The organism is Bifidobacterium sp. AGR2158 (assembly GCF_000424225.1).
Lineage (GTDB): Bacteria > Actinomycetota > Actinomycetes > Actinomycetales > Bifidobacteriaceae > Bifidobacterium > Bifidobacterium anseris.
The window spans coordinates 343,732-367,166 of sequence record NZ_AUJM01000012.1; the positions used below are offsets into that span (position 1 = coordinate 343,732).

The 23,435-nt window shown below is 57.7% G+C and carries 20 protein-coding genes; 11 read left to right on the forward strand and 9 right to left on the reverse strand.

Annotation, left to right across the window (positions count from 1 at the left end):
• Positions 1 to 523 precede the first annotated feature (523 nt).
• The 3 genes from G606_RS0104150 to G606_RS0104160 all read left to right on the forward strand — a co-directional run bounded on the left by G606_RS0104150 (position 524) and on the right by G606_RS0104160 (position 3,327).
• Positions 524 to 1,207 (forward strand): carbonic anhydrase, encoded by a 684-nt coding sequence (locus G606_RS0104150; RefSeq protein WP_026644894.1) that lies wholly within the window; start codon positions 524 to 526, stop codon positions 1,205 to 1,207.
• Positions 1,208 to 1,418: 211 nt separating this feature from the next.
• Positions 1,419 to 2,759 carry a hemolysin family protein gene (locus G606_RS0104155; protein ID WP_026644895.1) on the forward strand — a complete coding sequence of 447 codons (1,341 nt, stop codon included), beginning with the start codon at positions 1,419 to 1,421 and terminating at the stop codon, positions 2,757 to 2,759.
• Positions 2,760 to 2,844: 85 nt separating this feature from the next.
• A complete protein-coding gene (locus G606_RS0104160) occupies positions 2,845 to 3,327 on the forward strand; it encodes a Dps family protein (RefSeq protein ID WP_026644896.1) in 483 nt (160 codons plus the stop codon).
• A gap of 168 nt (positions 3,328 to 3,495) precedes the next feature.
• Here G606_RS0104160 and G606_RS0104165 read toward each other — a convergent pair whose 3' ends face one another.
• The 3 genes from G606_RS0104165 to G606_RS0104175 form a co-directional block, all read right to left on the reverse strand.
• Complete coding sequence (locus G606_RS0104165) at positions 3,496 to 3,675, reverse strand: hypothetical protein (RefSeq protein ID WP_026644897.1); 180 nt, start codon at positions 3,673 to 3,675, stop codon at positions 3,496 to 3,498.
• Positions 3,672 to 4,499, reverse strand: a complete 828-nt coding sequence (locus G606_RS0104170) for an aldo/keto reductase (protein ID WP_034523689.1) — start codon at positions 4,497 to 4,499, stop codon at positions 3,672 to 3,674. Before G606_RS0104170 ends, G606_RS0104165 begins: the two co-directional genes overlap by 4 nt.
• Positions 4,500 to 4,908: 409 nt before the next feature.
• The gene (locus G606_RS0104175; protein ID WP_026644899.1) at positions 4,909 to 7,053 is read right to left on the reverse strand and encodes a hypothetical protein; all 2,145 of its coding nucleotides are present in this window, start codon (positions 7,051 to 7,053) and stop codon (positions 4,909 to 4,911) included.
• Positions 7,054 to 7,283: 230 nt separating this feature from the next.
• On the opposite strand from G606_RS0104175, the gene G606_RS0104180 reads away from it, so the two are divergent.
• The 5 genes from G606_RS0104180 (at position 7,284) to G606_RS0104200 (ending at position 12,875) form a co-directional block, all read left to right on the forward strand.
• Complete coding sequence (locus G606_RS0104180; RefSeq protein WP_231371405.1) at positions 7,284 to 8,708, forward strand: hypothetical protein; 1,425 nt, start codon at positions 7,284 to 7,286, stop codon at positions 8,706 to 8,708.
• Positions 8,709 to 8,737: 29 nt separating this feature from the next.
• Positions 8,738 to 10,864: a hypothetical protein gene (locus G606_RS0104185; RefSeq protein WP_034523590.1), complete on the forward strand. Its 2,127-nt coding sequence runs from the start codon at positions 8,738 to 8,740 to the stop codon at positions 10,862 to 10,864.
• The gene (locus G606_RS0104190; RefSeq protein WP_026644902.1) at positions 10,845 to 11,432 is read left to right on the forward strand and encodes a hypothetical protein; all 588 of its coding nucleotides are present in this window, start codon (positions 10,845 to 10,847) and stop codon (positions 11,430 to 11,432) included. The genes G606_RS0104185 and G606_RS0104190 overlap by 20 nt, the downstream gene beginning before the upstream one ends.
• 365 nt (positions 11,433 to 11,797) lie before the next feature.
• Positions 11,798 to 12,148, forward strand: coding sequence for a hypothetical protein (locus G606_RS0104195; protein WP_026644903.1), 351 nt, complete (start codon positions 11,798 to 11,800; stop codon positions 12,146 to 12,148).
• 238 nt (positions 12,149 to 12,386) lie between these two features.
• The gene (locus G606_RS0104200; RefSeq protein WP_026644904.1) at positions 12,387 to 12,875 is read left to right on the forward strand and encodes a hypothetical protein; all 489 of its coding nucleotides are present in this window, start codon (positions 12,387 to 12,389) and stop codon (positions 12,873 to 12,875) included.
• A 68-nt stretch (positions 12,876 to 12,943) separates the two neighbouring features.
• Here the strand turns inward: G606_RS0104200 and G606_RS09870 are convergent, their stop codons facing one another.
• Together G606_RS09870 and G606_RS0104215 are read right to left on the reverse strand one after the other, a co-directional pair.
• Positions 12,944 to 15,229 carry a S8 family peptidase gene (locus G606_RS09870; RefSeq protein ID WP_034523592.1) on the reverse strand — a complete coding sequence of 762 codons (2,286 nt, stop codon included), beginning with the start codon at positions 15,227 to 15,229 and terminating at the stop codon, positions 12,944 to 12,946.
• The gene (locus tag G606_RS0104215) at positions 15,229 to 16,284 is read right to left on the reverse strand and encodes an AAA family ATPase (protein ID WP_026644907.1); all 1,056 of its coding nucleotides are present in this window, start codon (positions 16,282 to 16,284) and stop codon (positions 15,229 to 15,231) included. Before G606_RS0104215 ends, G606_RS09870 begins: the two co-directional genes overlap by 1 nt.
• Positions 16,285 to 16,558: 274 nt before the next feature.
• Between G606_RS0104215 and G606_RS10930 the strand changes: the two genes are divergently transcribed.
• The 3 genes from G606_RS10930 to G606_RS09875 all read left to right on the forward strand — a co-directional run bounded on the left by G606_RS10930 (position 16,559) and on the right by G606_RS09875 (position 18,315).
• The gene (locus G606_RS10930; protein WP_081664000.1) at positions 16,559 to 16,738 is read left to right on the forward strand and encodes a YjzC family protein; all 180 of its coding nucleotides are present in this window, start codon (positions 16,559 to 16,561) and stop codon (positions 16,736 to 16,738) included.
• Between the two features lie 462 nt (positions 16,739 to 17,200).
• On the forward strand, positions 17,201 to 17,326 hold the full coding sequence (locus tag G606_RS11480) for a hypothetical protein (protein ID WP_269208411.1): 126 nt from the start codon (positions 17,201 to 17,203) through the stop codon (positions 17,324 to 17,326).
• Between the two features lie 326 nt (positions 17,327 to 17,652).
• A complete protein-coding gene (locus G606_RS09875; RefSeq protein ID WP_034523594.1) occupies positions 17,653 to 18,315 on the forward strand; it encodes a DUF1287 domain-containing protein in 663 nt (220 codons plus the stop codon).
• A gap of 157 nt (positions 18,316 to 18,472) precedes the next feature.
• Here G606_RS09875 and G606_RS11400 read toward each other — a convergent pair whose 3' ends face one another.
• From G606_RS11400 to G606_RS11170, 4 genes are all read right to left on the reverse strand, one after another.
• Entirely contained in the window at positions 18,473 to 19,474 is a 1,002-nt protein-coding gene (locus G606_RS11400; RefSeq protein WP_026644909.1) for a hypothetical protein, read from the reverse strand.
• Between the two features lie 45 nt (positions 19,475 to 19,519).
• Positions 19,520 to 20,347 carry a hypothetical protein gene (locus tag G606_RS0104250; protein WP_231371406.1) on the reverse strand — a complete coding sequence of 276 codons (828 nt, stop codon included), beginning with the start codon at positions 20,345 to 20,347 and terminating at the stop codon, positions 19,520 to 19,522.
• Positions 20,348 to 20,411: 64 nt separating this feature from the next.
• Positions 20,412 to 21,956: a hypothetical protein gene (locus tag G606_RS0104255; protein WP_026644911.1), complete on the reverse strand. Its 1,545-nt coding sequence runs from the start codon at positions 21,954 to 21,956 to the stop codon at positions 20,412 to 20,414.
• A gap of 834 nt (positions 21,957 to 22,790) precedes the next feature.
• Positions 22,791 to 23,156, reverse strand: a complete 366-nt coding sequence (locus G606_RS11170) for a hypothetical protein (RefSeq protein ID WP_155802771.1) — start codon at positions 23,154 to 23,156, stop codon at positions 22,791 to 22,793.
• Positions 23,157 to 23,435 lie beyond the last annotated feature (279 nt).

The window sequence follows — 23,435 nt, forward strand, 5'->3', positions numbered from 1 at the left end:
GGATGTACTCGTCATGTCGTTCTCTCCATTGCGATATCGACGTTATGTCTGGCGTGAACCATGGCGTCATTCCTGATGTCATGCCCGACGCCGTGCTCTGCGGTTGTCGCGATCGGTACTGCGCTGCACCGGTCATGTCACGTACTCTACCATTTACCGACTTTACTAAACAAATTTAGGCGTGTCGGAAAATCATTACCTCGCCGGTGCAAAACCACAGCCGCTCAGAGACACGGCGCGCACGAGCATGCCGATCGCCGAAGGAGACCCCGCGAGTCCGGTCGCACCGGCCCCGCAACACCGTTTCAGCGACCAACGACCGCCTGCCATACGGAATGAAGGCATCACACGCCGCTTCCCCCCGGTGGCAGGCAAGTACGTTCACCGCACCGCAGCACATGGTCTTGAAGCGCGCACAGACGGCAACGCGCAGGCGCCGATTGCGCACGGTGAACAATCCGCTGATGACAAAGACCCTATGATTTACCGTAACGCACGAACCGCGACGACCAGAGGAGACACGATGACCGAGCACACCGAAGAGACGACCGCGAACAGCACATGGAGCCGCATGCTCGCCGGCAACCGGCGCTTCGCGGAAGGCAACGCCACGCATCCGTGGCAGGACAAGCAGACGCGCGAATCGCTCATCGACGCGCAGAATCCGGACGCGGCCGTGCTCAGCTGCTCGGATTCGCGCGTGCCGCCGGAGATCATCTTCGACGCCGGTCTGGGCGACATGTTCACGGTGCGCACGGCCGGGCAGATCATCGACGACGCCGTGCTGCAGTCACTCGAATACGCGGTCGGCTCGATGCATGTGAGCCTGCTCGTCGTGCTCGGCCATCAGCATTGCGCCGCCGTCGAGCAGGGCGTCAAGGAACTCGACGCACTGGTGAAGAAGCTGTCAAAGGAGGACGAGCACGAATCGCCGGCCGTGCGCGAACAGCTGATGGAGGACCTCGATGAGGTCATCCTCTCGTCCGATTCGCAATTCCTCAAAAATGTGGGCCTGTCCGTCTGGCAGGCGCGGATGGCCGGCCTCGACTCGAACGAGGACTATGAGCAGGTCAACATCGCACGCACGATCGAACATCTGGTGACGCATTCGGAGATCATCCGCGATGCGCTCGCCCATGAGCGGCTGATGATCGTGGGCGCCCGCTACCGCTTGGATTCCGGCCTGGTGGAAGTGCTCAGCTTCTGAGCGCCGAGATTAGCCGCCAATCGGCTGTATCTGCGATTTTGGGGTGGGTCATCCCGGAGACGATGCCCCTAAACGTGCCATTCTTATCGCTTCTGTTCGCATATGGTGGGTTTAGCGGCAGTTGGAGAAGGAGTTTCATGGATGACGCACCCCAAAATCGAAGATATCCTTTTGCCGGCCGATTGCCCTGCCGATGACATACGCTTGAGACATGTCTTTAGGTTTGAACATTCTGCTCATCTTCGTCTTCCTGCTGCTCGGCGCCGTCTTCGCCGGCACTGAGCTCGCGCTCGTCTCGCTGCGCGGCTCGCAGATCGACCAGATGGAACAGGAGGACGCGCGTGGCGCCCGCGTCGCAAAGATCGCGCGCGACCCGAATACGTTCCTTTCGACCGTGCAGATCGGCGTAACGCTTTCCGGCTTCCTGTCCGCCTCCTTCGGCGAATCGTCGATCTCCCCGTTCATCGTGCCGGTCGTGGAGAGCTGGGGTGTGCCCGGCAATGTGGCCGCACCGCTCACGACGATCGCGCTCACGCTTATCATCTCCTACTGCTCGATCGTGATCTCCGAAATGGTGCCGAAGCGCATCGCGATGCAGCGCAACGAGCAGATCGCCCGCGCCGTCGTGCCCGCGATCTCCGCGTTCGCGAAGGTCTGCAAGCCGATCATCTGGCTCATCGGCAAGAACACGAACGGCATCGTCCGTCTGCTCGGCTTCGACCCGAATGAAACCGAATCGGAGGTCTCCGATGAGGAGCTGCGCGTTCTCGTCAGCTCGAACTCGAACCTGACAACCGATGAACGCACGATCCTAGACGACGTCTTCGACGCGTCCGAGAAGATCGTCGCCGAGGTCATGCGCCCGCGCGCCGACGTCGCGTTCCTCAACGCGGACATGCCACTCGCCGAAGCCGCCGCCTTCGTACGCGACATGCCGTATTCCCGCTACCCCGTCTCCGGCAAGGATTTCGACGATATCCTCGGCTTCGTCCATGTGCGCGATCTGCTCGACGTGCAGAATCCCGATGGCATGACCGTCGCCGACGTGACGCGCGAAGGCATCGCGCTGCCCGGCACGTCGAAGCTGCTGCCAAGCTTGGCGCTGCTGCGCAAACGCGGCATCCATCTGGCCACCGTCATTGATGAATACGGCGGCACCGACGGCATCGTCACGCTCGAGGACATGACCGAGGAACTCGTCGGCGACATCCGCGACGAGTACGACCTGCCGGAGGATCACTCGAAGACGAACGGCAACGGCACGGTGTTCGTCAACGGCGTCGCAACCGTGGACGGCAGCATGACGATCGAGGATTTCGCCGATCTCACCGGCATCGAACTGAGCGACGGCCCGTATGAGACGGTCGCGGGATATTTCCTCGCGCACACCGGCAAAATGGGCGAGGTCGGCGACACCTACACCTCCGAGGACGGCGGCTACACGATGACCGTAACGAAAGTCGACGGCCGCAGGATCGAGACGATCGAAGTGCGCAAGCAGTACGATCATGAAGCCAGCGCATCCAAAGGGGATGAGGAGAATAAGAGTTAGGCTAACAGCTCACGCTCAGCCAACATACGGCAATGGGACGTAAGCTCGAGGCAGAACATCTGCCAACATACCGAAAGGAACAACCATGGCACTGTCATTCATCATTCCGGGACTTGACGAAGCCTCCTCGGAGAAGACCATCGGCATTCTGCAGGAGCGTCTGAGCCAGGAGCAGGAGGCTGCGCTCGTGCTCAAGCATGCGCATTGGAACGTCGCCGGCCCGAACTTCATCGCCGTCCATGAGATGCTTGATCCGCAGGTCGACGAAGTGCTCGCGATGGCCGACGAGACGGCGGAACGCATCGCCGCGCTCGGCGGTTCGCCCTCCGGCCGCGCCGACGACATCGTGCGCTACCGCACCTGGGACAAGTTCGAACTCGAAGGCCGCCAGAACACGCTCGACTATCTGCGCGCGCTCGACAAGTACTACGACTCGTTCATCAAGGCCGACCGCACCGCCGTCGCTGAACTCGACGACCTCGACTTCGTGAGCAGCAACATCATTCAGGACCACGTGCAGAAGCTCGAGCAATTCCAGTGGTTCATGCGCTCGTTCCTCATCGACTGAGCCGTCAGCCCAACGACCGGCGGCGGTCATCGTGCTGATGTTTCACATGGAACATGAAACATCGATGACTTTCAGCCGCCGGCGATTATGGGTGAGCCCCGGGTTTCCTCATGCGAGGAGGCCCGGGGCTCACCCATATCCGTTGATTTCAGCTGATTTCAGCATCGCTCAGCGAGCCGCGCTCAGCGACTCAGTAGAAGCTCGGCTTCGCCCATTCGATGCCGGGCTCACGATGCCGAGGCATTCACGATGGTAGTCCTGTTTGCCGGTCAGCAGTTCGGCGGCGAACTTCGCTACCGTCTCGCGCGTGAGCTGCGCGTCCTTGAACGGTTCGCCCTTGCGCGTCACGAACGCAGTGCGCGCAGGCTTTGCCCGAAGATGCTCACGATGGCCGTCGGATCGCGGTGGTCGAAGAACTGGCTCTCATGCCTATCGAGACCGGCGATTGTAGCCATGTCCTCGTCGCTGAGTTCGAAGTCGAAGACGTCGAAGTTCTCCTCGATACGCTCCTTGTGCACCGACTCCGGAATCGCGACGATGCCGCGCTGCAGCAGCCAGCGCAGAATCACCTGACCGTTCGTCTTGCCGTACTTCGCGCCGATCGCCGCGATCGTCGGATCGGTGAAGATATGATGCTTGCCTTCGGCGAACGGCGCCCACGCCTCGACCTGCACATCCTGCTCTTCGGCGAAGCGCACCTCGTCCTTCTCCTGATACCATGGGGAGACTTCGATCTGGTTGACGGCGGGCTTCACGTTGCTCATCAGTTCGAGGTTGATGAGCTGGTCGGGCGCGAAGTTGGACACGCCGATCGAGCGGATCTTGCCGGCCTGCTGCGCCTCTTCGAGCGCGCGCCAGGCACCGGCGACGTCGCCGTACGGCTGGTGCAGCAGATACAGGTCGAGGTAGTCGAGGCTGAGCTTGCGCAGCGAATCGTCGACGCCCTGCTTCGCCTTCTCGTAGCTGAAGTGGTCGACCCACAGCTTCGAGGTCACGAAGATGTCCTCGCACGCAACCGGGCTCTTCGCAATCGCCGCGCCGACCGCCTCCTCGTTCATATAGGCCGCCGCCGTGTCGATCAGTCGGTAGCCGGTCGCGAGCGCATCCGAAACCGCCTGCTCGCACACCGCGAGATCCGGTACCTGGAATACTCCGAAGCCGAGCTGCGGCATCTTGTTGCCATCATTCAACGTCCTTGCAGCCAATCCGAAGGGTTTTCATGCCAGCAGACACCGAATCAGGCTCTCTGAACATAACAGGAAAGCCACGTGCAACCATATCTGCGCTGAGGGGGGGGAGCATCTTCTGGCGGAAGCGCAAGTATCACCACCGCGAAATGGCGGTTTTTGAAGGCGATACTTGCAATATTCCCCAAAGATGCTCCCCCTCAGCGCAGATACAGCCCGCGCCCCTCCCGATATGACCTCAGCTAGCCTCAGATAGCCTCAGTTGGCATCCTCCACGCCCTCAACAGCGTCCCAACAACCCCGTGAACCACCTAGCAACCCATTCTAACGCCCCACAAACTTCAACCCCCACGCCTCAAACCCACCGCCGGCCCCAATCAGCTTCGCACCGACGCTACAGCAGCAGTTCGTCGTGGGCGTTCACCGACATGAAGGTGATGCGCCCGGCCCCGTCGCGCGTGAAATGCAGCCGGTACTGGCCATGCACGTTGCAGCGGTAGATCGCGTTGCCCTGTTCGTCCTTGCGCCCGGGGTTGTCCCCTCCCCTGCCGGTGCGCAGCTGGTGCGGCCGCAGTCCGTTGGCCGTTTCCTTGCCGGCGAGCACGAGCAGCATCGTATGGATCAACGGCCATCGCGTCATCTCCTTGCTCTCGCATTTCTCGAGCGAGTCGAAGAACTCATCCCCGTACGACCATTCCGCCAACGGCCGGCGCCGACGCTCCTCGACCGTGAACTGCAGCAGCGATTGCGCGCGCAGCATCCAATCGAGCTCCTCGCGCAGCGACGCGAACCTCCCGCTGAACACGGCGAGCGGGTTTGCGTCCTCGAGCGCCTTCTCGTAGTCATGGTTGTCGCGTTTGAGCTTGGCGTTCTCTTCTCGAAGCCTGCCGATGTCGTCGTTGTGCTGCCGGTTGTCCTGGCTGAGTTCGACGAGCTGCGCGTGCATCCGACGGATCGTCGTTTGGGCCGCCTCGACGGTGTCCACCGTCGTGAGAAGCTGTTCGACCGGCACGTCGGCGAGCGTGCTGTGGCTGCGCAGCCGCGGCAGATAGTCGAGCGCCGCGGAGGTCTCCAGCCACGCCGGGCCTCCAGGCAGCAGGCTCGGCGCCGACAGCACCGTGTCGTGCGCGTCCGGCAGCGATAGCAGCCAGTCGTCGCCGTCGCGTTCCTCGACGCGCATTGCGATCGTCTGCCCGCGTGTGAGCATCGGCCGCAGGTCGGCGTTCATGTCGATGCCGCTTCCGGCGAACAGTTCCGGCCCGCGCACGGTCACTTCGACGCCCGCGCGTCCGGAGAGCGCCGGGTACAGCATGATCTTGAACATGTCTTCGCACACAAAGGTGACGCGACCGGCCACGGTTGTGCCGGAGGCGTAGTCACGCAACGCATCTGTGGCGGTGCGCCATTCGGGTTCGATGGCGAGTTGACCGTCCGCGTCGACGTGTCCGCGCACCGGTTGCTCTTCACACAACAGCGATGCCGTCGCGAGCGCCGTCGGCACCTCGAGCCTCGCTTTGCGTGGGTTGCGTTCATCGTCGACATAGACGTAGGCGATGCCGTCGAGCATCATCGCGACGACGCCTTCCACGAGTTTCGTGTTCCGCTGTGTCTCATGGCGTGGTTGCGGCTGGGCGTCGTCATCGTCGGCGCCGCCGAGGCTGTAGCCTTCGGGGTAAGCGACGTCGAGGACGAGGTTCGTGAGTTCTGCGACGGTGTCGGCGCTGTCATTCGTCGAGTACATGCGCAGCAGCTCCCGTGAATGGTCTCGACCGGCCATGTTGCTTGGCGCGAGGAAACGGCAGGCGCCGTTGTAGGCGCGCGCCCAGTATGGAAGGTTGTCGCGTAGCCAGTTGTCGGCGGCGCGATCGGCGATTTCGAAGATGACGGCGGCTTTGCCGATGCTGTCGACCAATGCGTTGACGTCGAGGTACGGGGTCGTCATGCCGACGCCGAGCGAGACGAGGACGCACGGGTATTCGCGACGTTCCGAGACGATTGCGTTGCGGCATACGCGCGCATGCTTGATGTCGACGCGGTAGTGACGGTCGCGGACGTGCACGTCGAAGAGGTTCGGCTCGTCTTTGGCGGGTGTGGCGGGTGTGGCGGGGCGTGCGGCGGCGATCGTGTGCGCGATCATGTTCGTCGGCGGCTTGCGTCGCGTGGGCAGGCGGCGATCGAGCAGTTCTTCGATGCGCTCGAGGAAGCGCGTCGATGACAGCGATGGCAGCACGCAGCCGACGAGTCGTGGATCGTCGAACCACATGTCGCCGGGTGGGAAGACGCGCGCGGCGCCGCGGTAGGGGTTGACGCTGCCGAGGTGGTCGCGCGCGTCGTTCTGTACGGCGTTGGAGAGCAACACGGTGACAGCGCGCGTGCCGACGGTGCGACGGACTTCGTCGAGCGGCGCGATCGTTTTGCCGTGGGCGTCTTCGGACAGCAGCACGCAGGCGATGTCACGGCTTGATTTGCGCAGCCAGTTGACGAATTCGGACAGCGTGAAGGAATCCTTGATGACCTTGCCGTCATATGAACCGTCCATATGCGCTCCTTGCTTCTGAGCCCCCGGTGGCTTTCAGCATAGCAGCCCGGTCGCGGGTGGGAATGCGCGCAATCGCGGAGGGGCGGCCGATGCAAAGTCGTCGGACGCGTTGCGGCGCGCCACACGCCCCGGCTACGGGCGCCGGCGAATTCCGCGTACACTGGATGACCAAACGGCAGAGAAGACGTAGAGGGGGTTCATGCATGGATACCGCGCGACAAACCATACCCATGGCTCCCACGTCCATCGTCACGGCCGAGCAGGTAATCATTGAATTTCACGGCGACGTCCCCGCGAGCGTGCGGTTCTTCTGCCCGTCGTGCGACCGACCCGTGCGATTCAACCGCGGCAACCAAATGTATGCCTCGCCTTCCGAGGGCGCCCAAGAACGCTCCGCGCGACTTCTTCCGACGCGAACACGCGCGAGCACTCGACGTACGCTGCGCGCGCATTTCAAACATGCCAGAAATGACGCCATCGCGAAGCTGTGCGACCGATATCAGGCGGGCATCGGCACCGATACGCGCACCCTTCCGCCTTCGCTGCCGATGTTCCTGCGCCGTGACCGTGATCGTCATGACATGCCCCGAGGCAGCGGTGCAGCCTCGTCGATTGCGACGTTCCATCTTGAGCTCGCCGTGCGCCGTCGGTCGCTTGGCCATGATCTCGTTGCCGAGCTGCGCGCCGACAACGCGCGCCTCGTCGTGGACCGTGTCTGCCATGATCTTGCCGATCTTGTCGCCAACCGCCGCCATGTCATCCGTGTGCAGGATCCTTCATTCCAGCTGGGGGCGCGCATCTGTGTGCCCGAACAGTGGCAGCGTCATGTGGGTGTTCCCGAGGATGGCGACCGCGCGTTCGTCTTCACCGCCGAGTTCGGCCCGAACGGCGGCCGCCGGCTCGCCGCCGGATCCTCCTTGCATGCGGGATTCGACTATTACGTGCTCGTGCGGCCGCGTGAATTGCATACGTTGCAAGAGTGCTTCGACGTCGCCGAAACGGTGGGCGTTGTGCCATCGTCGCATGGTGATCTTCAGGTGGTGCGTATCGTCACGCTGTGGAAGTCCGGGAACCGTGGGCAGGCCGAATATTGGCTTGCCGATCACGGGTTCCGTCTGACGAGCCTTGATCTTGATCCGCTCGCCGTCTGGCCGCCGCAGCTGCGTTTCGACGGCGTCGACGAACCGTTGTTCCGCGAGAGTTTCCAGATCTATCAGACACCGTTCGCACCGCGTGACGAAGCTCCGCTGCCGGATACGATCGATTTTCCATCCTTCACATGCAGCATGCCCAGACCTCGGCGTGCAGGCTTCGTGGGTTTCGGACAGATCCGACGCTCCTACGCGCAGGTGGAAGGCGAATGCTGCTTCCTGCGCGCGGATCGCCATCTGCCCTGGAGCGCTTTCCTGCTTTCACGAAAATGCCCCGAAGGGCTTGAGCTGGCGGATCCGCCCGACTTGCGCGCGAGCGATCCTCCCCGTGCAGACGTCTCCACGATGGCGCCCGTGCCGACGCTGCAACAGGTGCAACGGCAGCGCGCCAATAGGCAGTACGACGTCACGCAAATGCGCGCTGGACGACCGACGTATCACGGTCTGCCATCCAGCATGACGATAGCTCGCATTCGTTCCGCACAACGATACGACCACGAATAACACCACGCACAACAACAGGGGGTATGACCATGGCATCATTCGACGAACGCCGACGTTCCTGGGGACTGTTCATCTGGAACAGCAACGGGGATGGCCAGTTCCTGCGCATCATCGATCATGTGACCGATTCATCGGGCAACGATCGTTATGAATGGGTGGCGCACGACCGTTGGTGGGAGCGTTCCACCCCACGCGCCGACGACCCCAAGACGCTCTACAATCCCACTTTCCGCCGCATGATGAACGACAGTCTTTCAGACTTTCGTTTTCTGCAGTGGACGCCAAACCTTGAAAGACCCGACCGACCGTGGGCAGACATCACCCAAGGCGGCATCCACACGACACCGCCTCCACTGTATGAAATCATTCTTTCGCCGACGAACAACGCCCAAGAGCTTCCCGACGCACTCGCCCGCGGCATCCATTACTCGGGAGGGCGCCCCACCGAGAAAGTACTGCTGCTGTTCGCACGGCATGGCTCCAGATGGGAAGCGGCCGTCCTCAACCGCGAGAATCTCACGCTGCGCAACCACAGGCTCACGCTAAACTCGACGGCCCCGAACAGCGTCCCCCGAGTCATACTGCGCAACGTCAACATACAGACCATCTACAGCCGTTCCGGAAGGGAGGATCGTTCCGTATACGACCAGCCCACGCTGCCCGACCCCGACGGCACCGTACTGATCAAACCGATCTACGAACTGGCGCAGCTCTACGTGAATTGGTACATCCGCAAGGAGCAAATCCGCAACAGCGACGAGCTCATGCATAACGCCGGTCTCCTCCTGGAGCAAGCGTTCAGCAAACCGGAGAATCTGAACGAATATCTGGACGTCACTCCTTCATCGAGGGACCTCTATCGACTCCAGACCGCGATCAAGGCGACGATTCGCAGCAACACCGACGACATATCGACGATCATCTACGACCTGCTCAAACAGGACGAGGATGTGATGACAGCGTTCAGGCAGCAGGCCACCGCCGCGCTCGAAGACGAGTTCAATGCGCACAAGCACAAACTGCGCATGCAGCTCGACGATCTGCGCGAGCAGCGGGATCGGCAAACCAAAACAGTGCAGCAGCTGACGCAGCAGGCGCAGGATCTCGACGAACAGCTGCAGCAGAAGCAGCGCGCGATACGCGACGCGCAGGCGGAACTGGAACTGCAGGAGGAAACGCAGAATCAATCATTGCGGGATTTCGAAGAGAACGTCGCACTCAAACTCGGCCTGCGGCAGATCGTCGAACACAACGACGCCATGCTGCAGCAGATGGGGGCGCCGCACGCCGCGTCGTCGGATGCGGGCGAACGATTGCGCAGCGCATCGATGATGAAACAGACGCCGGTGCGTCCGATCGATGATCTGCAGCATGCGCTCGCGGCAAACATGCAGGCACTCGGCTGCGCTTTCACCGCGCAAAACGCGCACAACAGCGAACGACTGGCCGATTTCGCAACACAACTGTGCCGGACGCTGCAAACGACGCGGCTGCTGGCCATCGACGCCGTCCATGTACCGACCGTAGCGAATGCGCTCGCGTTCGCACTCGGCGGCGGCCCCGCGCAACATATGGGAGTCCCCGTCGATTTCAGCGATTTCGCGGCACTGGAGGCTTTCCTGAAGCGGGACACGTCGCCGGTGACCGTGTTGGACAACGTTTTCGACACCGTCAACGAAAGTCTGCTGTTCGCACTGAACCGATGCGATCTGGGCGATGCGATCGTTGTGCTGCCGATTGGCAGTCTCGCCAATCTGCGGCTGGTGGCACCGGAGGTGTGGCAGCGCGTGTTTTATGTGCCGACTGCGGGCATGATCGAACTTCCCGCGCCACATATGCCGACGCTGTATCGATCGCGTGCGCTGTTCACGCGCGACGACGTGAATACGGACAGCGTGGTCGCACAGATGTCCGCGCTGCGACCGACTGCGGCTCTGACCTCCACGGCGATGGTGACGCCTGCCATGATCGTGGCGTTCGGACATGGCACGAGCGCCGTGAGGGAGTGGGTCATGCCGCATCTGTGCGTGGAAATGTACGCGTACAACGGATTCGATGCGGCGTATGAGCTATGTAAGCATCCGTCCAACAAGGCCATCGCCAATAATCTCGTCGCGTTGATCAACAGGATCGATCATGGCTCTGCGGCTTGTTGATGTGATGGCGCGCGACCTGGGCGTGACGCGCAAACCGGGCGATGATGCGCAGGGGCATGCGTTTGCCGTGCGCGCGACGTTCACGGCGTTGCGGTTCTGGATGCAGGCGTGCTGCATCGACGATGGTTACGGCGGCGCGATGGGCATCACGCAGAAATCGGTGGAAGGAAAGGCTTCTGACTGGATTGTGCAGCTGAACGCCATGTACCCATGGCTGGAAGATGTGTTCACGTCGGCGATGCTGCACCAGTATTGCTCGGCGCTCGTCGGCGTCGGCGATCTGGTGCGAACCGACGAAGGCACGTTACGCTGCACCAGACCGCACAATCTCTCGGTGCCGTATGGAACGCCGCACCAAGTGTACAAAGATGGCACCGCCGTCACCGCGCAGCTGGGATTGCGCGACCTGAGCATGCAGGATTGGCGCGCTTGCGTGCTCTCCGGCGCTATAGTGTTCGCCGGCGTACCCGAGCATGACGGCGTGGTCAGATTCGAGGCGGAGGCGATTGATCCAGGGCTCCCCTACCGCGATGACCTGCTGTTCCTGGCGACATGGCCCGGCGGATGAAAACAACCCTGCCGGAGATTGGAAGCGCTTCGTCTTTCATCTGTGCGGCATCACGGCCAGCGCCGCGACGATGCGATATCTGTAGCTTCGGATGGCCATAGCTACAGATAATCGGATATCTGTAGCTATGGAGGAACTTAGCTACAGATATCGTGCCGACGGACGTGCAGGACGTTGCGGATCCAGCGCCTTTCCATCTACTGATTTCCTTTAGGAGACGACGGCTAATCGGCATGTCATCGGCACAACGGAAACGCCATCAGGTCAGACTAGACGAGGCACCGCCACCGTACGTCGTTATACTTTTTATATTCTTTATACTTTCGGGACTTTGATAACGAATCTGTTCAAACCCACTGCATAACATGACGTCACCCATACTGATCGGCAAGGAAGAAGACCTTAAGAAATCCGAGGCGGTACTTGGCAATGCCCTGGGCGACATGGTGCACGCTCCGGAAATCGACGGGCTGAGCTCGATGCAGAAGGAGTATCTGCTCGCCATGACCCAGGGCGACGGACCATCATCCACCGGGGAGATCGCCAAACGCCTCGAACGAAACGCCAGCTACGCGAACGTGTACCGCACGCAACTGATCAAGAAGAACGTCATCTACTCACCCGCATGGGGCCAGGTGGATTTCAAACTGCCCTACATGCGCGACTACCTGCGCGAGCACGGCGCCTACCACTTCCTGCACAGTAGTAAGGAGTGATTGGTTCACCCAAAAACGACGATAACGATGCCGACCCCGAAAACGCAATCCACATCACCGTTCCACGCCTTGATTGGGACGGCATTGCCCATCTCATCACTTGCGACGCGCCAGTCTTTCGCGGAATTTCAAGCAATCCAAATATCCAGAGATTTCTACGGTTTGATTTTCTCTAGTCATCGTGTATACTGTTTAGAGAAATTCGAGATACGTATTTCTCTTATGGGAAGGATACCTCATGGCTGTCAGCATCACCCTCAAAGACGCCAAGACCCTCATCATCGAACTCGCGAAGTTCAACCTTGCGCCATTGGACATTGAACTCGGCACTGATAGCAGAGGAAACCTCTTCGCCTACAACACAGCCGACGACAGCACTATGTTGCTGCGTCTCAACGTCCGTCGCGAGAGCAAAAATGAGAACGCTCTGCAAGGCGTCACCGTCAAGGCAATCGAAGAGACCAAGAAGCTCGCCCACGAAATTACCGACATTGACTACGATAGGGCCGGCATCCTTATGGGACGCATCGTCAGCAACGGAAAAGTGATCAGCATTGCATTGTTCGACCTCGCGCAGTACGGGAAAGATTCCCAAGCCGGAAGCGTCGTCTCCGTAACAGACGGGAAATACAGCTACGATTACACGAAACTCGACCCGGCGCACATGCCATCCGGGATGATCATGCACGCTATCTACACCCGCGCCGAGCAGCGGAGCCGACGCTAACCAGAAACGGCGCCGACCCCAAGGGAGAACGGTCACCCGAGAAATTCGGCGCCGCACCATCAGCCTCTTCACTCGTCATCATCAAAGTCGATTTCGATATCGGCTTCATTGTAGAGTTCGACATTCAAATTCATGTCAATCTCCTCGACAATCCAAGGCTCTTCCTGAAGTTGGCAATTACGTTTGAACTCTTCGAAGTGGTTACGTCGATCCATACCACGAAGCGTGACAACAATACTGAATCGCATGCCGTCCCCGGCGTTGGGCCCTAGACTGCCGTCCTCGTCAATCGGGCGGTCGAACCTTTCCACTTTACGTAACTTGAAACCCCAGTAAGGCTGCTCAAAGCTCTTCCGCGGGACGAAGCGGCTCTTCTCTGTATCGCTGACGTGTTTGACGTTGTCCCATTTGCGATAGAGCCGGCGAGCATCCCCCTCATACGTACGGGCAAATGCATCCCCCTGGACATTGTTGCCCAATGACTTGATTCCCTTTTTGTTTACACGTCCAAAATGCAGATCCAGTTCCGTGTCAGTGTAATCCACACCTTGATTTTTGTCACACTTCGGAAAATAGCACAGTGTGGCACGTGCCATATAAGGGTACTTCCCTTCTACGAGAGGCACAGGAATTCGATAATTATATGTCTCAAAAGCATCCACTCGCCCCTCAAGAATGAACCTGATCTCATTACTTGGCGTCTCCAGAATATCCTCAATCCGCCGAGGGACGATACCGTATCCCAGTTTCATGTTGGTGGAAGACATGGTATTCCAACCAGAAGCGGAGTCAATAAGCAATGCCTTCGCTGTCTCACAAGATAAATTCATGACATGAATTAAGTATGCAATTTTTCGCGTGACCCAAGGCGCAGCAAATGATGTACCTTCATTTAAAACAACTCCATCTGGGCCATACACAGCCATTTTGTCACGACCATCACCACCGAAACACGAAACGTCTGGCTTCCGGAAGAACTGGAGAACCGGCCCTTCGCGCGTATAGCTAGCTGGCTCTCGAAGCGCCGAGCTAGCGTTCACCACGAGAGCGTTAATCGAGTCAGCCGGAGCCCCAATACGCTTCGGCTTATTGACGTCATCTGTTGACAACTTATTTGTACCGGAGACGACGAAGATAACCCCATATCTGTTCTGCAGTTCATCCAGCACGGCTGCTTCAGGAGATATGGTATTTGGGGGAATCTCCAAACCCGACCCCAGACTCAAGTTCCACACTGTAATATCGCGATTTGTCACCACAATCTGGCGAATCTTTGAAATGATGGCAAATGAGCTATTTTTACCTTGCTTGGCGACCGCAAAATGCCGAACACGAAATCGACCGCATCCGTCGTCAAGCGCCGGATTCAAGCGCGGTCCATCAACAATCAGCGAGGTCACCTCAGTCCCATGAATATAATCACCCGAATCTACACCCAGCTGCGGATCAATTTCATCATGATACTCAACCCAATCCGAATAATAAACACCAGCATCGAACCGCGTGTCAATAACGCCGACAATTGGTTCGTTCCCAGGATCAGGAATGGTGAGATTATACGGATCCGGAGATTTCTCCCCCTCAGGAAGCTCGTATTGCGATAGATCCGACAGAGACATCGAAATGAGGTACGGGGCTTTCTCGCACAACACCGTATACTGATCTGGGGCCATTCTGATTGTCGTATCATCAAGCAGATTTGCTGAAGTAACCTCAACGCCAAGATCATGTAGTAAGGAAACGGTCTGCTCTGCGCTGCGATCGGATCCATAGATGGTCACCAAAGGACGATAGCCATCAAGATCCTCTTTGGATTTCACGCCAAATCGAGCGACAGAATGCACATCGCGAATTACGTTAGCGAAAGTGGTCTTGCTTATGCCAGCTTGTTTATTCTGACCGGTCAGCCCATCGCGAGTCAGTGACTGCAAGCCCCTGTCGTCAATCTTCCCACCTAGAGATTCAAGGATACCCAGAGCCTTTTCGAGCTTGGAAATAGCGGTTCTGATTGCATCGAGACTAACTGAATAGGTGATGACATGACGCTGCCGACCCCGTACTTCAGATTCCTCAAAAGCCGCACCAACAATGGAATTGTTGGGCGTTTTTGAACCATCGGCCAACAGGCATTGCAGGCGCTTGCTCTTGGGAACAACTCGACGATAATGCACTTGGACCAATGGCAGAATATGAACCCGCTGCCTTTCCCAATACGTCGCAACAGATTCCAGTTGCTCAATCTTGCTCTTCAGATCGTCCGATTCCACAACGGCATTGGCAGGCAGAGTCGGCGCCCCCGGGGCTTGTGCACTTCTAGTCTGAAACTTCCCTTTCAACCTGAGAGTGTTATTCATTACTTTCCCTCCTTCACTTCTCGCGCAACGGTACTGCGCGAGATACCAGTCAGGGTCGCTATCTCACGGAGTGTGAATCCTTGCTTGTACAGCGCCCGTGGATCTTGAATGCGTTGAGCGCCATCAGGAACCAGCGCAATATACAGGCGACGCAGATAGTCATACTCTGCATCGGGTTTGCTGAACGCAATTGCCGAACGAATCAGATTCCTCAACTCTCCTGGATAGGGAAGCCGTTCCGGAACAGAGAGAATCTTGCGAAACAGACGGATATCCTTACCGACAAACGAGAACTGACCAGCATAGTCATTCATGATGGCTTCAGCTATCTCAATTAAATCTTCGCGAGAATATCTTTTGAAATCAACGATTGCATCGAAACGGCGAACAAAAGCCTTATCGAATTTTTCAAAAAGATTCGTCGTAGCAAACAACAAAACCTGTTCGGAGAGATTATCCATCTGCCGCAACAGCTCAGACGTCGCACGCCCCATCTCACGCACATCACGGGAATCCATGCGGTTTAGAGCAAGCGCATCAATCTCATCGAACAACACCATCACTTGATCAGGCCGCGTAAAACTATTGATTTCACCGAACAAAGCAGCGATGTTCTTAGCGGTCTGACCTAGATGACTATCGACCACCGAGTTGAAATCGACGACATACAACTCTCGCCGAAGAATGGCAGCGATCTGCTTGACCGATTCCGTCTTCCCTGTTCCCGCTGGACCATGAAACAAGAATCGATGCACTCCAACATTACGACTGATTGCATTTAAGACACCTTGAATATCCCCCATAATGGACTCCGGAAGGGGCAGTGACGTCTTCACCACTGGGCATTTTGCCAAAAAATCCGACTCGACAGAAGCGACAGACGATTGAGGAACGAAGGTATTCGCATCGGAAAGCAACGCAATGACATAGGCAGCCAATTGGGTGTCGCCGGAGCGGTCGAAGTCTTTTGCGATGCTGTATGCCTCATTGCGGAACGCAGCATCATTATGCTCGGTATGATACCGGATGAGATTGATGACGTCCTTCTTCTTCACGGTAGTTCTCCTGTTGCATTACTTCTAACGCATACCATCATACCTCAAAAAACTATACCTATGTCCCAAAGTGTCACCGGTTTGTCTTTCAGCGTTTTTGATGGTACCGTGAAGACTACTTCTACACAGAAGTAAAAACCGGCCTGTTGCAGCAGGCCGGAAAGCAAAACACGAGCTCAGCTCGCGGTTGTCGTCAAAATACAACAGCCGTTAGTCTAACGCGACGGAACGTCAAAGTCCGGCGCATGAGCTCCTTAGCTGAAAGGAGCTGCTTATGGCAGCCATCTATAAGCCTGGCGAAGACAACCGTCCCGCTGGCACCTATGAAGAAGTCGGTCCACGTGGAGGAAAACTGCCCGATCCACGCATCGTGCACATCGGCCCCGGCGACCGGCTCCCTCCAACCGCTGGCCCAAAACATGGTTGGCAGCGTCAGGGAGGCCGCAAACATTAAGAACATAACTTTGAATAGCTAGGGTGATGCCGGTTCCGATATGATTAGATGATTCAGGAACCGGCATTTGCCCTCTTTTCCCATTTATCTTATCCTCTTCACATCCTCCCTCTCTCTACAGAATTTCATAATCTCGGCCCAAAGCTCCATCGCATCCGAAAGCAGCAAGCTTATCATCGCACAGTCAGACTCGTCACTCTTTGAGCCCACGAAATCAGAACAACGCAGGTGCCCGCAACACGCCGACCTTCCGATCAAACGCACTCAAGGATGACACACAAATCAGTATCCCCTGACGGCGAACCCGCCCCAAGTCCGCCGCAAACATGACACCCCATACTGATCGGTAAAGAAGAAGCCTTGAGGAACTCAAGGTGATATTCGGCACTGGTGCGGGCGACATGGGCGCACGCTCCGGAAAACGACGGGCTGAGCCCGACGTAGAAGGAATATCTGCCCGCTATGGCTCAGGACGATGGGCCACCGTCCACAGGGGAGATCGCCAAGCGCCGCGAACGAAACGCCAGCTACGCAAACGTGTACCGCACACAACCGATCAAGAAGGACATCATCTACTCGCCCGCGTGAGGCCAAGTGGATTTCAAACCGCCCTACATGCGCGACTATCTGCGCGAACACGGCACCTACCACTTCCTACATCGTGACACAACGTGAATCGTCCCGACCGCCTACAAATCCGACGACAGCAATACGAATGACAGCGTGAACGTGACCGGCGATTCCGGCAGATACAGCACCGTTGGCTTGCGGATTTTGTTGAATACCGCAAGCGGATTGGTCTCTCCAAGCGACTCTTTACGGCGGCCACGATGTTCGAGCGTATCGCCACTCCCTATAGGCGATAAGCGTGCTATAACAGATGCCAGCGAAGGGCAACGCGGAGGAGGACATATATGGCACAACGACTATCCAGAGTCATCACGATAGGCGCGCTCATCGTCACCTGCGCGTTGGCGTCGTCCTGCGGGAGCGCAATAGGAAGCCCAGACGAAGATAGGTCGGCGAGGCAGTCAACGCCAAGCATCGCCCCATACATCAGCGCAATCGACAAAGATGGCGACGGCATCGACGACCAAAGCGACATTCTGCAGAACGCGCGCGCCTACATCGCCACAAAACCGGCATACAAAAGCGAGTATTACGCAACTGGCTACCCGAACGACGGGTATGGCGTATGCACCGACGTCGTAGGCGCAGCCCTGCGCGGAGCCGGCTACGATCTGATGACACTCGTGCATGAAGACATACTCGCTCATCCCGAACGTTATGACATCGACACACCTGACGCCAATATCGACTTCCGCCGCGTCCCCGTACTCAACTCGTACTTCGCTGCGCATGCGATCAGTCTCACGACAGACACCACAGACGTCAGCGCATGGCAGGGTGGCGACATCGTCGTCTACAACAACCACATCGGCATTGCCTCCGACACACGCAACGCAGACGGATTGCCGTTGCTCATCCACCACGTGAGCGCGAAGCAAAAGCAGTACGAAGAGGATGTGCTCGGCACGTTTCCGCAAGAGCTCGTCGGGCATTACCGAATCAGTTGAGAGCGGACGAGGCCCAGATTCTGGCTAAATCGCAGGACGTGCCATCCCGCTACTTCAAGGGGCGCCAAGCTGTTTTCGCGCCAGACATGCAACCTCACAGCTGACTGTATCTTAATCGACTACGAACTCAGCCGTCACAACAACAACCGCATCCCGCTCACTCATCACCGTCCTGCTCGAACCTGTCCATCAGAGCACCTGATTCGTCGGTGAGGGCGCCGGAATCGTCAAGGATGGGCGTATCGAGCACGGATTTGATGGACATGGCCAGCGAAACGCAGGCAGCGACGGACTGCTTGGCTTCCTGGTTGAACTGCGCGTAGTCCTCGCCCTGTGCGGCGATGATCTGATCAAGATTCTGCAGCGCCACGACGAAGCGAACGTCAAGTTGTGCAAGCGTCGCGTAGAACATCATCGCCCGATCCCTGATGGCGCGCGACATATCGGTGGCGGCCGCCCACTGCTCGCAGTAGGCGCTCACCTGCGCCGCATTGGCTTTCGCCTGCTCCAGATCCTTCATGCCGTTCAAACCGACCATGGCGCCAAACACCAGCAGTGCAGGGCCCGCCACGAGGCCGCCGAGCACCGCCATACCGCCGGCCATGCCCATGCCACCGGCGGCCAGTGCCCCACCACCGAAGAACGCCAGCGTCGCATTGGCCGCGGCCGCACCATGCAGACTGGCGATGGCCGTCCCGGTGGAAGCCGCAGCGAAATGCATCGCCAGACCATACGCGCCGAATGCCGTCAACGATCCGGCGGCCATTCCCGCAACTCCGCCTTTGACGATTTCGACGGCCAGATCACTGAGCTTGCGCAGTTCCTCAAACGAAGCCTCATCGATATGCAGACGCTTGAGCTCATCCAATCCGGCGGAGTCCCGCAGTTCCACGTTCTTGAGCCTGCCGAACGAATCCAGGAAATGCTTCATCGACGTATCCAGAACGCTGATTTTCTCGCGCCCAAGTTCGTCGAGCGCACGCCCACACTCCTCACGCAGCGTTTCCAGATTCTGCGCGGCGATGCGCTGACGCTCCGCCGTGTTTTCATTCAATCCCTGTGCCTTGTGCCCATCCGCGACGCCCTTGACTCCGGCGCCCACACCACCGACGCCGGCGAGCGCCGCCGCACCGATTACCAACGGAACGAAAACCACCATGATGACTGCTCCCTTATCCTCTATGCATCCCGTACGAGCCGTGCACTAGTTCTTCTTGAACCAACCGCCAACGGTATTGGCAACGTTGTTCCACGCCTGCGCGGCACCCTTCTGTACTTCGTTGCCCACGGCGCCCATGGCGTTGCCGACCTGTCCCGCGGCATCGGCGATAGCATGTCCTGCTTTGCCCGCCGCATCACCGATGGCACCTCCGGCTTTGCCTGCCGCATCACCGATGGCTTGCCCTGCCACGTTCATGAAGTCGCCTACGCCACGCATGCCTTGATCGACGATGTCCTCCTGAACCTGTTGCGCTGCGGGAACTGCGGGCATTCGGGAATCGTTGATGACGTCGAGCGCACCGGCAACCATCAAGTCGCGCCGGTGTTCCAGCTCATCGACGATCGGCTTGGCTTCGCTGTAGTTCATCGATGAGTTCTTCACCGCCTCCAGCTGGACGCCCACCGTCACGCAGGCGTTCATCATATAGACGAACTGCCGGTAGAGACGCTGATCCACATTGTTCACGCGCACGACGTGCTTGATCAGACGCTCTTCTTCAGCGCTGCATGTGCGGTCGGCGTGCGCGACAGCGAGCATGTCCCAAAGCACCATGCTCAACGGAATCTGCGGGCCTTTGCCGGATGACTTGCCAGCAAGCGCCTTGTCGACTCCCTCCACGACGAGCTCGTAGTATTCGAAATCATCGGCGGCACCGGAGACCTGCTTCTCACAGTCGGCGATCACCGTCTCTCGGCATTTTGCGAATTCAGCCGCATCAAACTGCTCGCCCAGCTGCTCGAACAGCTGCAGCTCATGCTCCTGAGATTGGCCATCCACCAGAATGAGGTAGTACAGCACGCTCAGTGCCATGCGTACGTCGCAATTTTTCATCACTCTCCCACCTTTCACCGATACAGACTCGTCGTACTCCATTTCACAGCTGCAGACTGTCGTCACGATTCATTAAAGCATCGAATTCCGTTTGAGACCTAAACTGTGGCTCATATCCCAACGCTTGCTGCAGCTGTGCGTTGGCTTGGATGAATCCATCGCCGTCCTGTTCCAGAATCGCCTGATCCATGGTTCGGAACGCGGTATCGAAGATGTCCAGATGCTCGCTGAAATAACGTTCGGATTGCTCATTGAGTTGCCGTCTCCATGCGCGCACCTGTTCCACGATCTGCGCGCATTCCGCTTCCGCTGCGATTCGTTCCTGCTTGGCGAGCTGATATTCCATCATCGCCTGCCGCAGGTTCCGGTAGGATCCCACTGCCACCTGCACGGCGATCATGTTCGCGATGATTGGCGCGAGCGTCACACCAGCGGCTGCGGTGCCGACTACGGCGCCCGCAAAGCAGGATGCCAACGCGCCGATGTTGGTTTCGGCCAGAGCGTCCAGGAACTCCTCACCGGTCATATCGCTCCTGACCAGCTGCTGGACCAGCATTGCGTTTTCGAACGCCAGCGACGCCATCATCGTCAACGCATTGCCTTTCGCGATGGCCTTCACATAGTCGCTGCCAGCGTTTTTCATCGCACCGTCAGCCGCGATCTGGATGAAGCCGATCACGTACTGGATACCACCGGCTAATGCCACATCCAGACCGTGTTCCTTCAATGATTCAGGCAACGACCGATTCCGCTGAATGCAATCCTGAATTACACCCATTATCGCCATTGGAGCCGCAGCGGCCATCACGCCCGCCGCCTGTCCCATGGCGCCCTGATGAGCGATTTTCGCCGCATGTTTCACCGTTTCGCGTTTGGGATGCAGAGCTGCCGCCAACGCCTCATCTTTGGTGAGACCGGCTTTGCGAATCTTCTTCTGCAGCTGCCTGTCTTGCTTGATGCGCTTGCGGTGCTTCGCGCAGGCATCTTTATCGCCTTGTGCGACCGCAGCCTTCAACCTGGCTTTGGTGTCCTGGATATCCTGACGAATGGAACCCGGCCCTTCTCCCAACAGTTGATCGCAGTACTCGTCAGGGAGGCCGAACAGGACGTTACCGTCGTAGTACTTTTCATATCCGCTGGAATGCAGCAGATCTAGGCACTCCTTCGCATCCTTGCCGACAAATTTCATCTGGATCCGTTGCGCCTTCAACGGCTGACCATGCGCTCCGAACGCCTGCATGTCCACGAGCGGATCATTGTTGTTCGTGCGACGCATACGACGCTTGTCTCCAGCGATAATTGCGTCCGCGTTATGATGCGCTTCGGCCATCGCCTCAGCAGCGAAGCCCTGTTTGACGGCAGGATTGGAGGCGTTCAGCCCGATGCCTTTCAGATCCACCGTGTACACGCCGTCGCCTTTCACCGCGCGGGCATCATGATTGATGTACGCCGCGCAGTACTCGCGCACAGCATCCCCGTACCGCTGCCCAATCTCATCCAACGACAGGCGATTCAGCGCATACCGAATCGCCTGCGCCCACGGTTCCGGCATGCCCTGACCGAAACCCGTATCGTTATGCTCACCCAATCACCACACCTCCTCCATCAGCACTTTGTTTAAAGCATAGTGGCTCTTCTCAAGCTAGTGCGTAAGGATGTCTCGCACACGGCGCTTAGGCATGCAAAGGCCTCTTCGACCGGATCAGGGAACCGTCGGGATTCGAACATGCTGCACTCGGGCTCAGGCCGTTCTTTCTCATTTTCTATTTCTTTTTTGATCACACAAGCAATGATGAAGTACGGTCCTTACGCGCTAGCTTGAGAAGAGCCAACTCAGTGACAGATATCTTAGCGCCGAATCCTCAGGATTCCGGGGATTCGGCGGTCCTTCTGCGCAACGATCTTTCGCGCGAACGACGCTAGTGGACAGGTCAATTGGGGATAGGGATGCCACAGGCATCCTGACCCCTTGAGTGAAGAAGACCAAACTTCCACCGAAACTAACACAAAACGCATGTATCACGTACTAGCATCATCGTCCTACCAGAAGGTAAGACACAGAGCGCACACACCAGCCATTGATGTATAATGTACTCACGTGAACACAATTGTACGTGTTCAACAATTCAAGATTACGGAGGCCAAAGATGACACGACGAAAGATTCGCAGCGACTGCAGAGTGGGAGCACTCGAAAAGATGTTGGGAGTGCCACTTGGAACCATTCGCAATAAAAACGGTAGGAAGACTAGAAGCGATAAGAAACTAGGGACTCTACGCAAAGAAGCAAAGAAGAAATAATTACAATCATATGGTGCATTGACATCTATTCGATGCACCATATGCTCTTTTACCAAACAGAGCTTCTTAACCAACATCCAACCGCCATCTTCCACCGAGCACCCACACTATCTTCACGCACTTCACCAACGTTCATTAAGTCGATCTAGAATCATCTTCACAGCATCCTCTACATCCTCACTAACATCACAATAGGATGCATCCCACTCTCCTGTTGAATATGTAAAATAAATATTCTCATATTCATCGTCAACAAGAACAAAACAAACAGAATCATCAGATGCATAGGCATATTCGATACCTTCCCCGAAATTCCAGCTAACTGCTTCTACAGCCTCACTAAGATCAAGCTTCTGCCCATTAGTGAGCTCAGCATGCTCACTATCACTATCCGACATTGCCATAAGCATTGCCCCACCCATTATCGCAAGAGCACCTAAAATCTCCTCTTTGTGTTCTTTGAAGAAACCTACAATGTCAATACCCATGAAACAATCATAGCACTCATTGCCACATACCAATCGAGATCTTTTCAAATTAGCACGCAAGTACGGATCCTCATCAATGTTTGCATGCTTAAAAACTAAACCTTCTCAGGGTTGCGCGCAAGGATGCCCTGGGTGTCTGCCGTGGATAAGGCATCGTTGTATGTTGTATGTAGCTGGTGGCGCTAACGAAACTCATGTCGCCGTCGCGCAGGGTCCCGCTCCTGTCGTCCATGACCCCCGTGGGCCTGTTTGCTCGGAAGAGGGCGAGGATGCGGCACT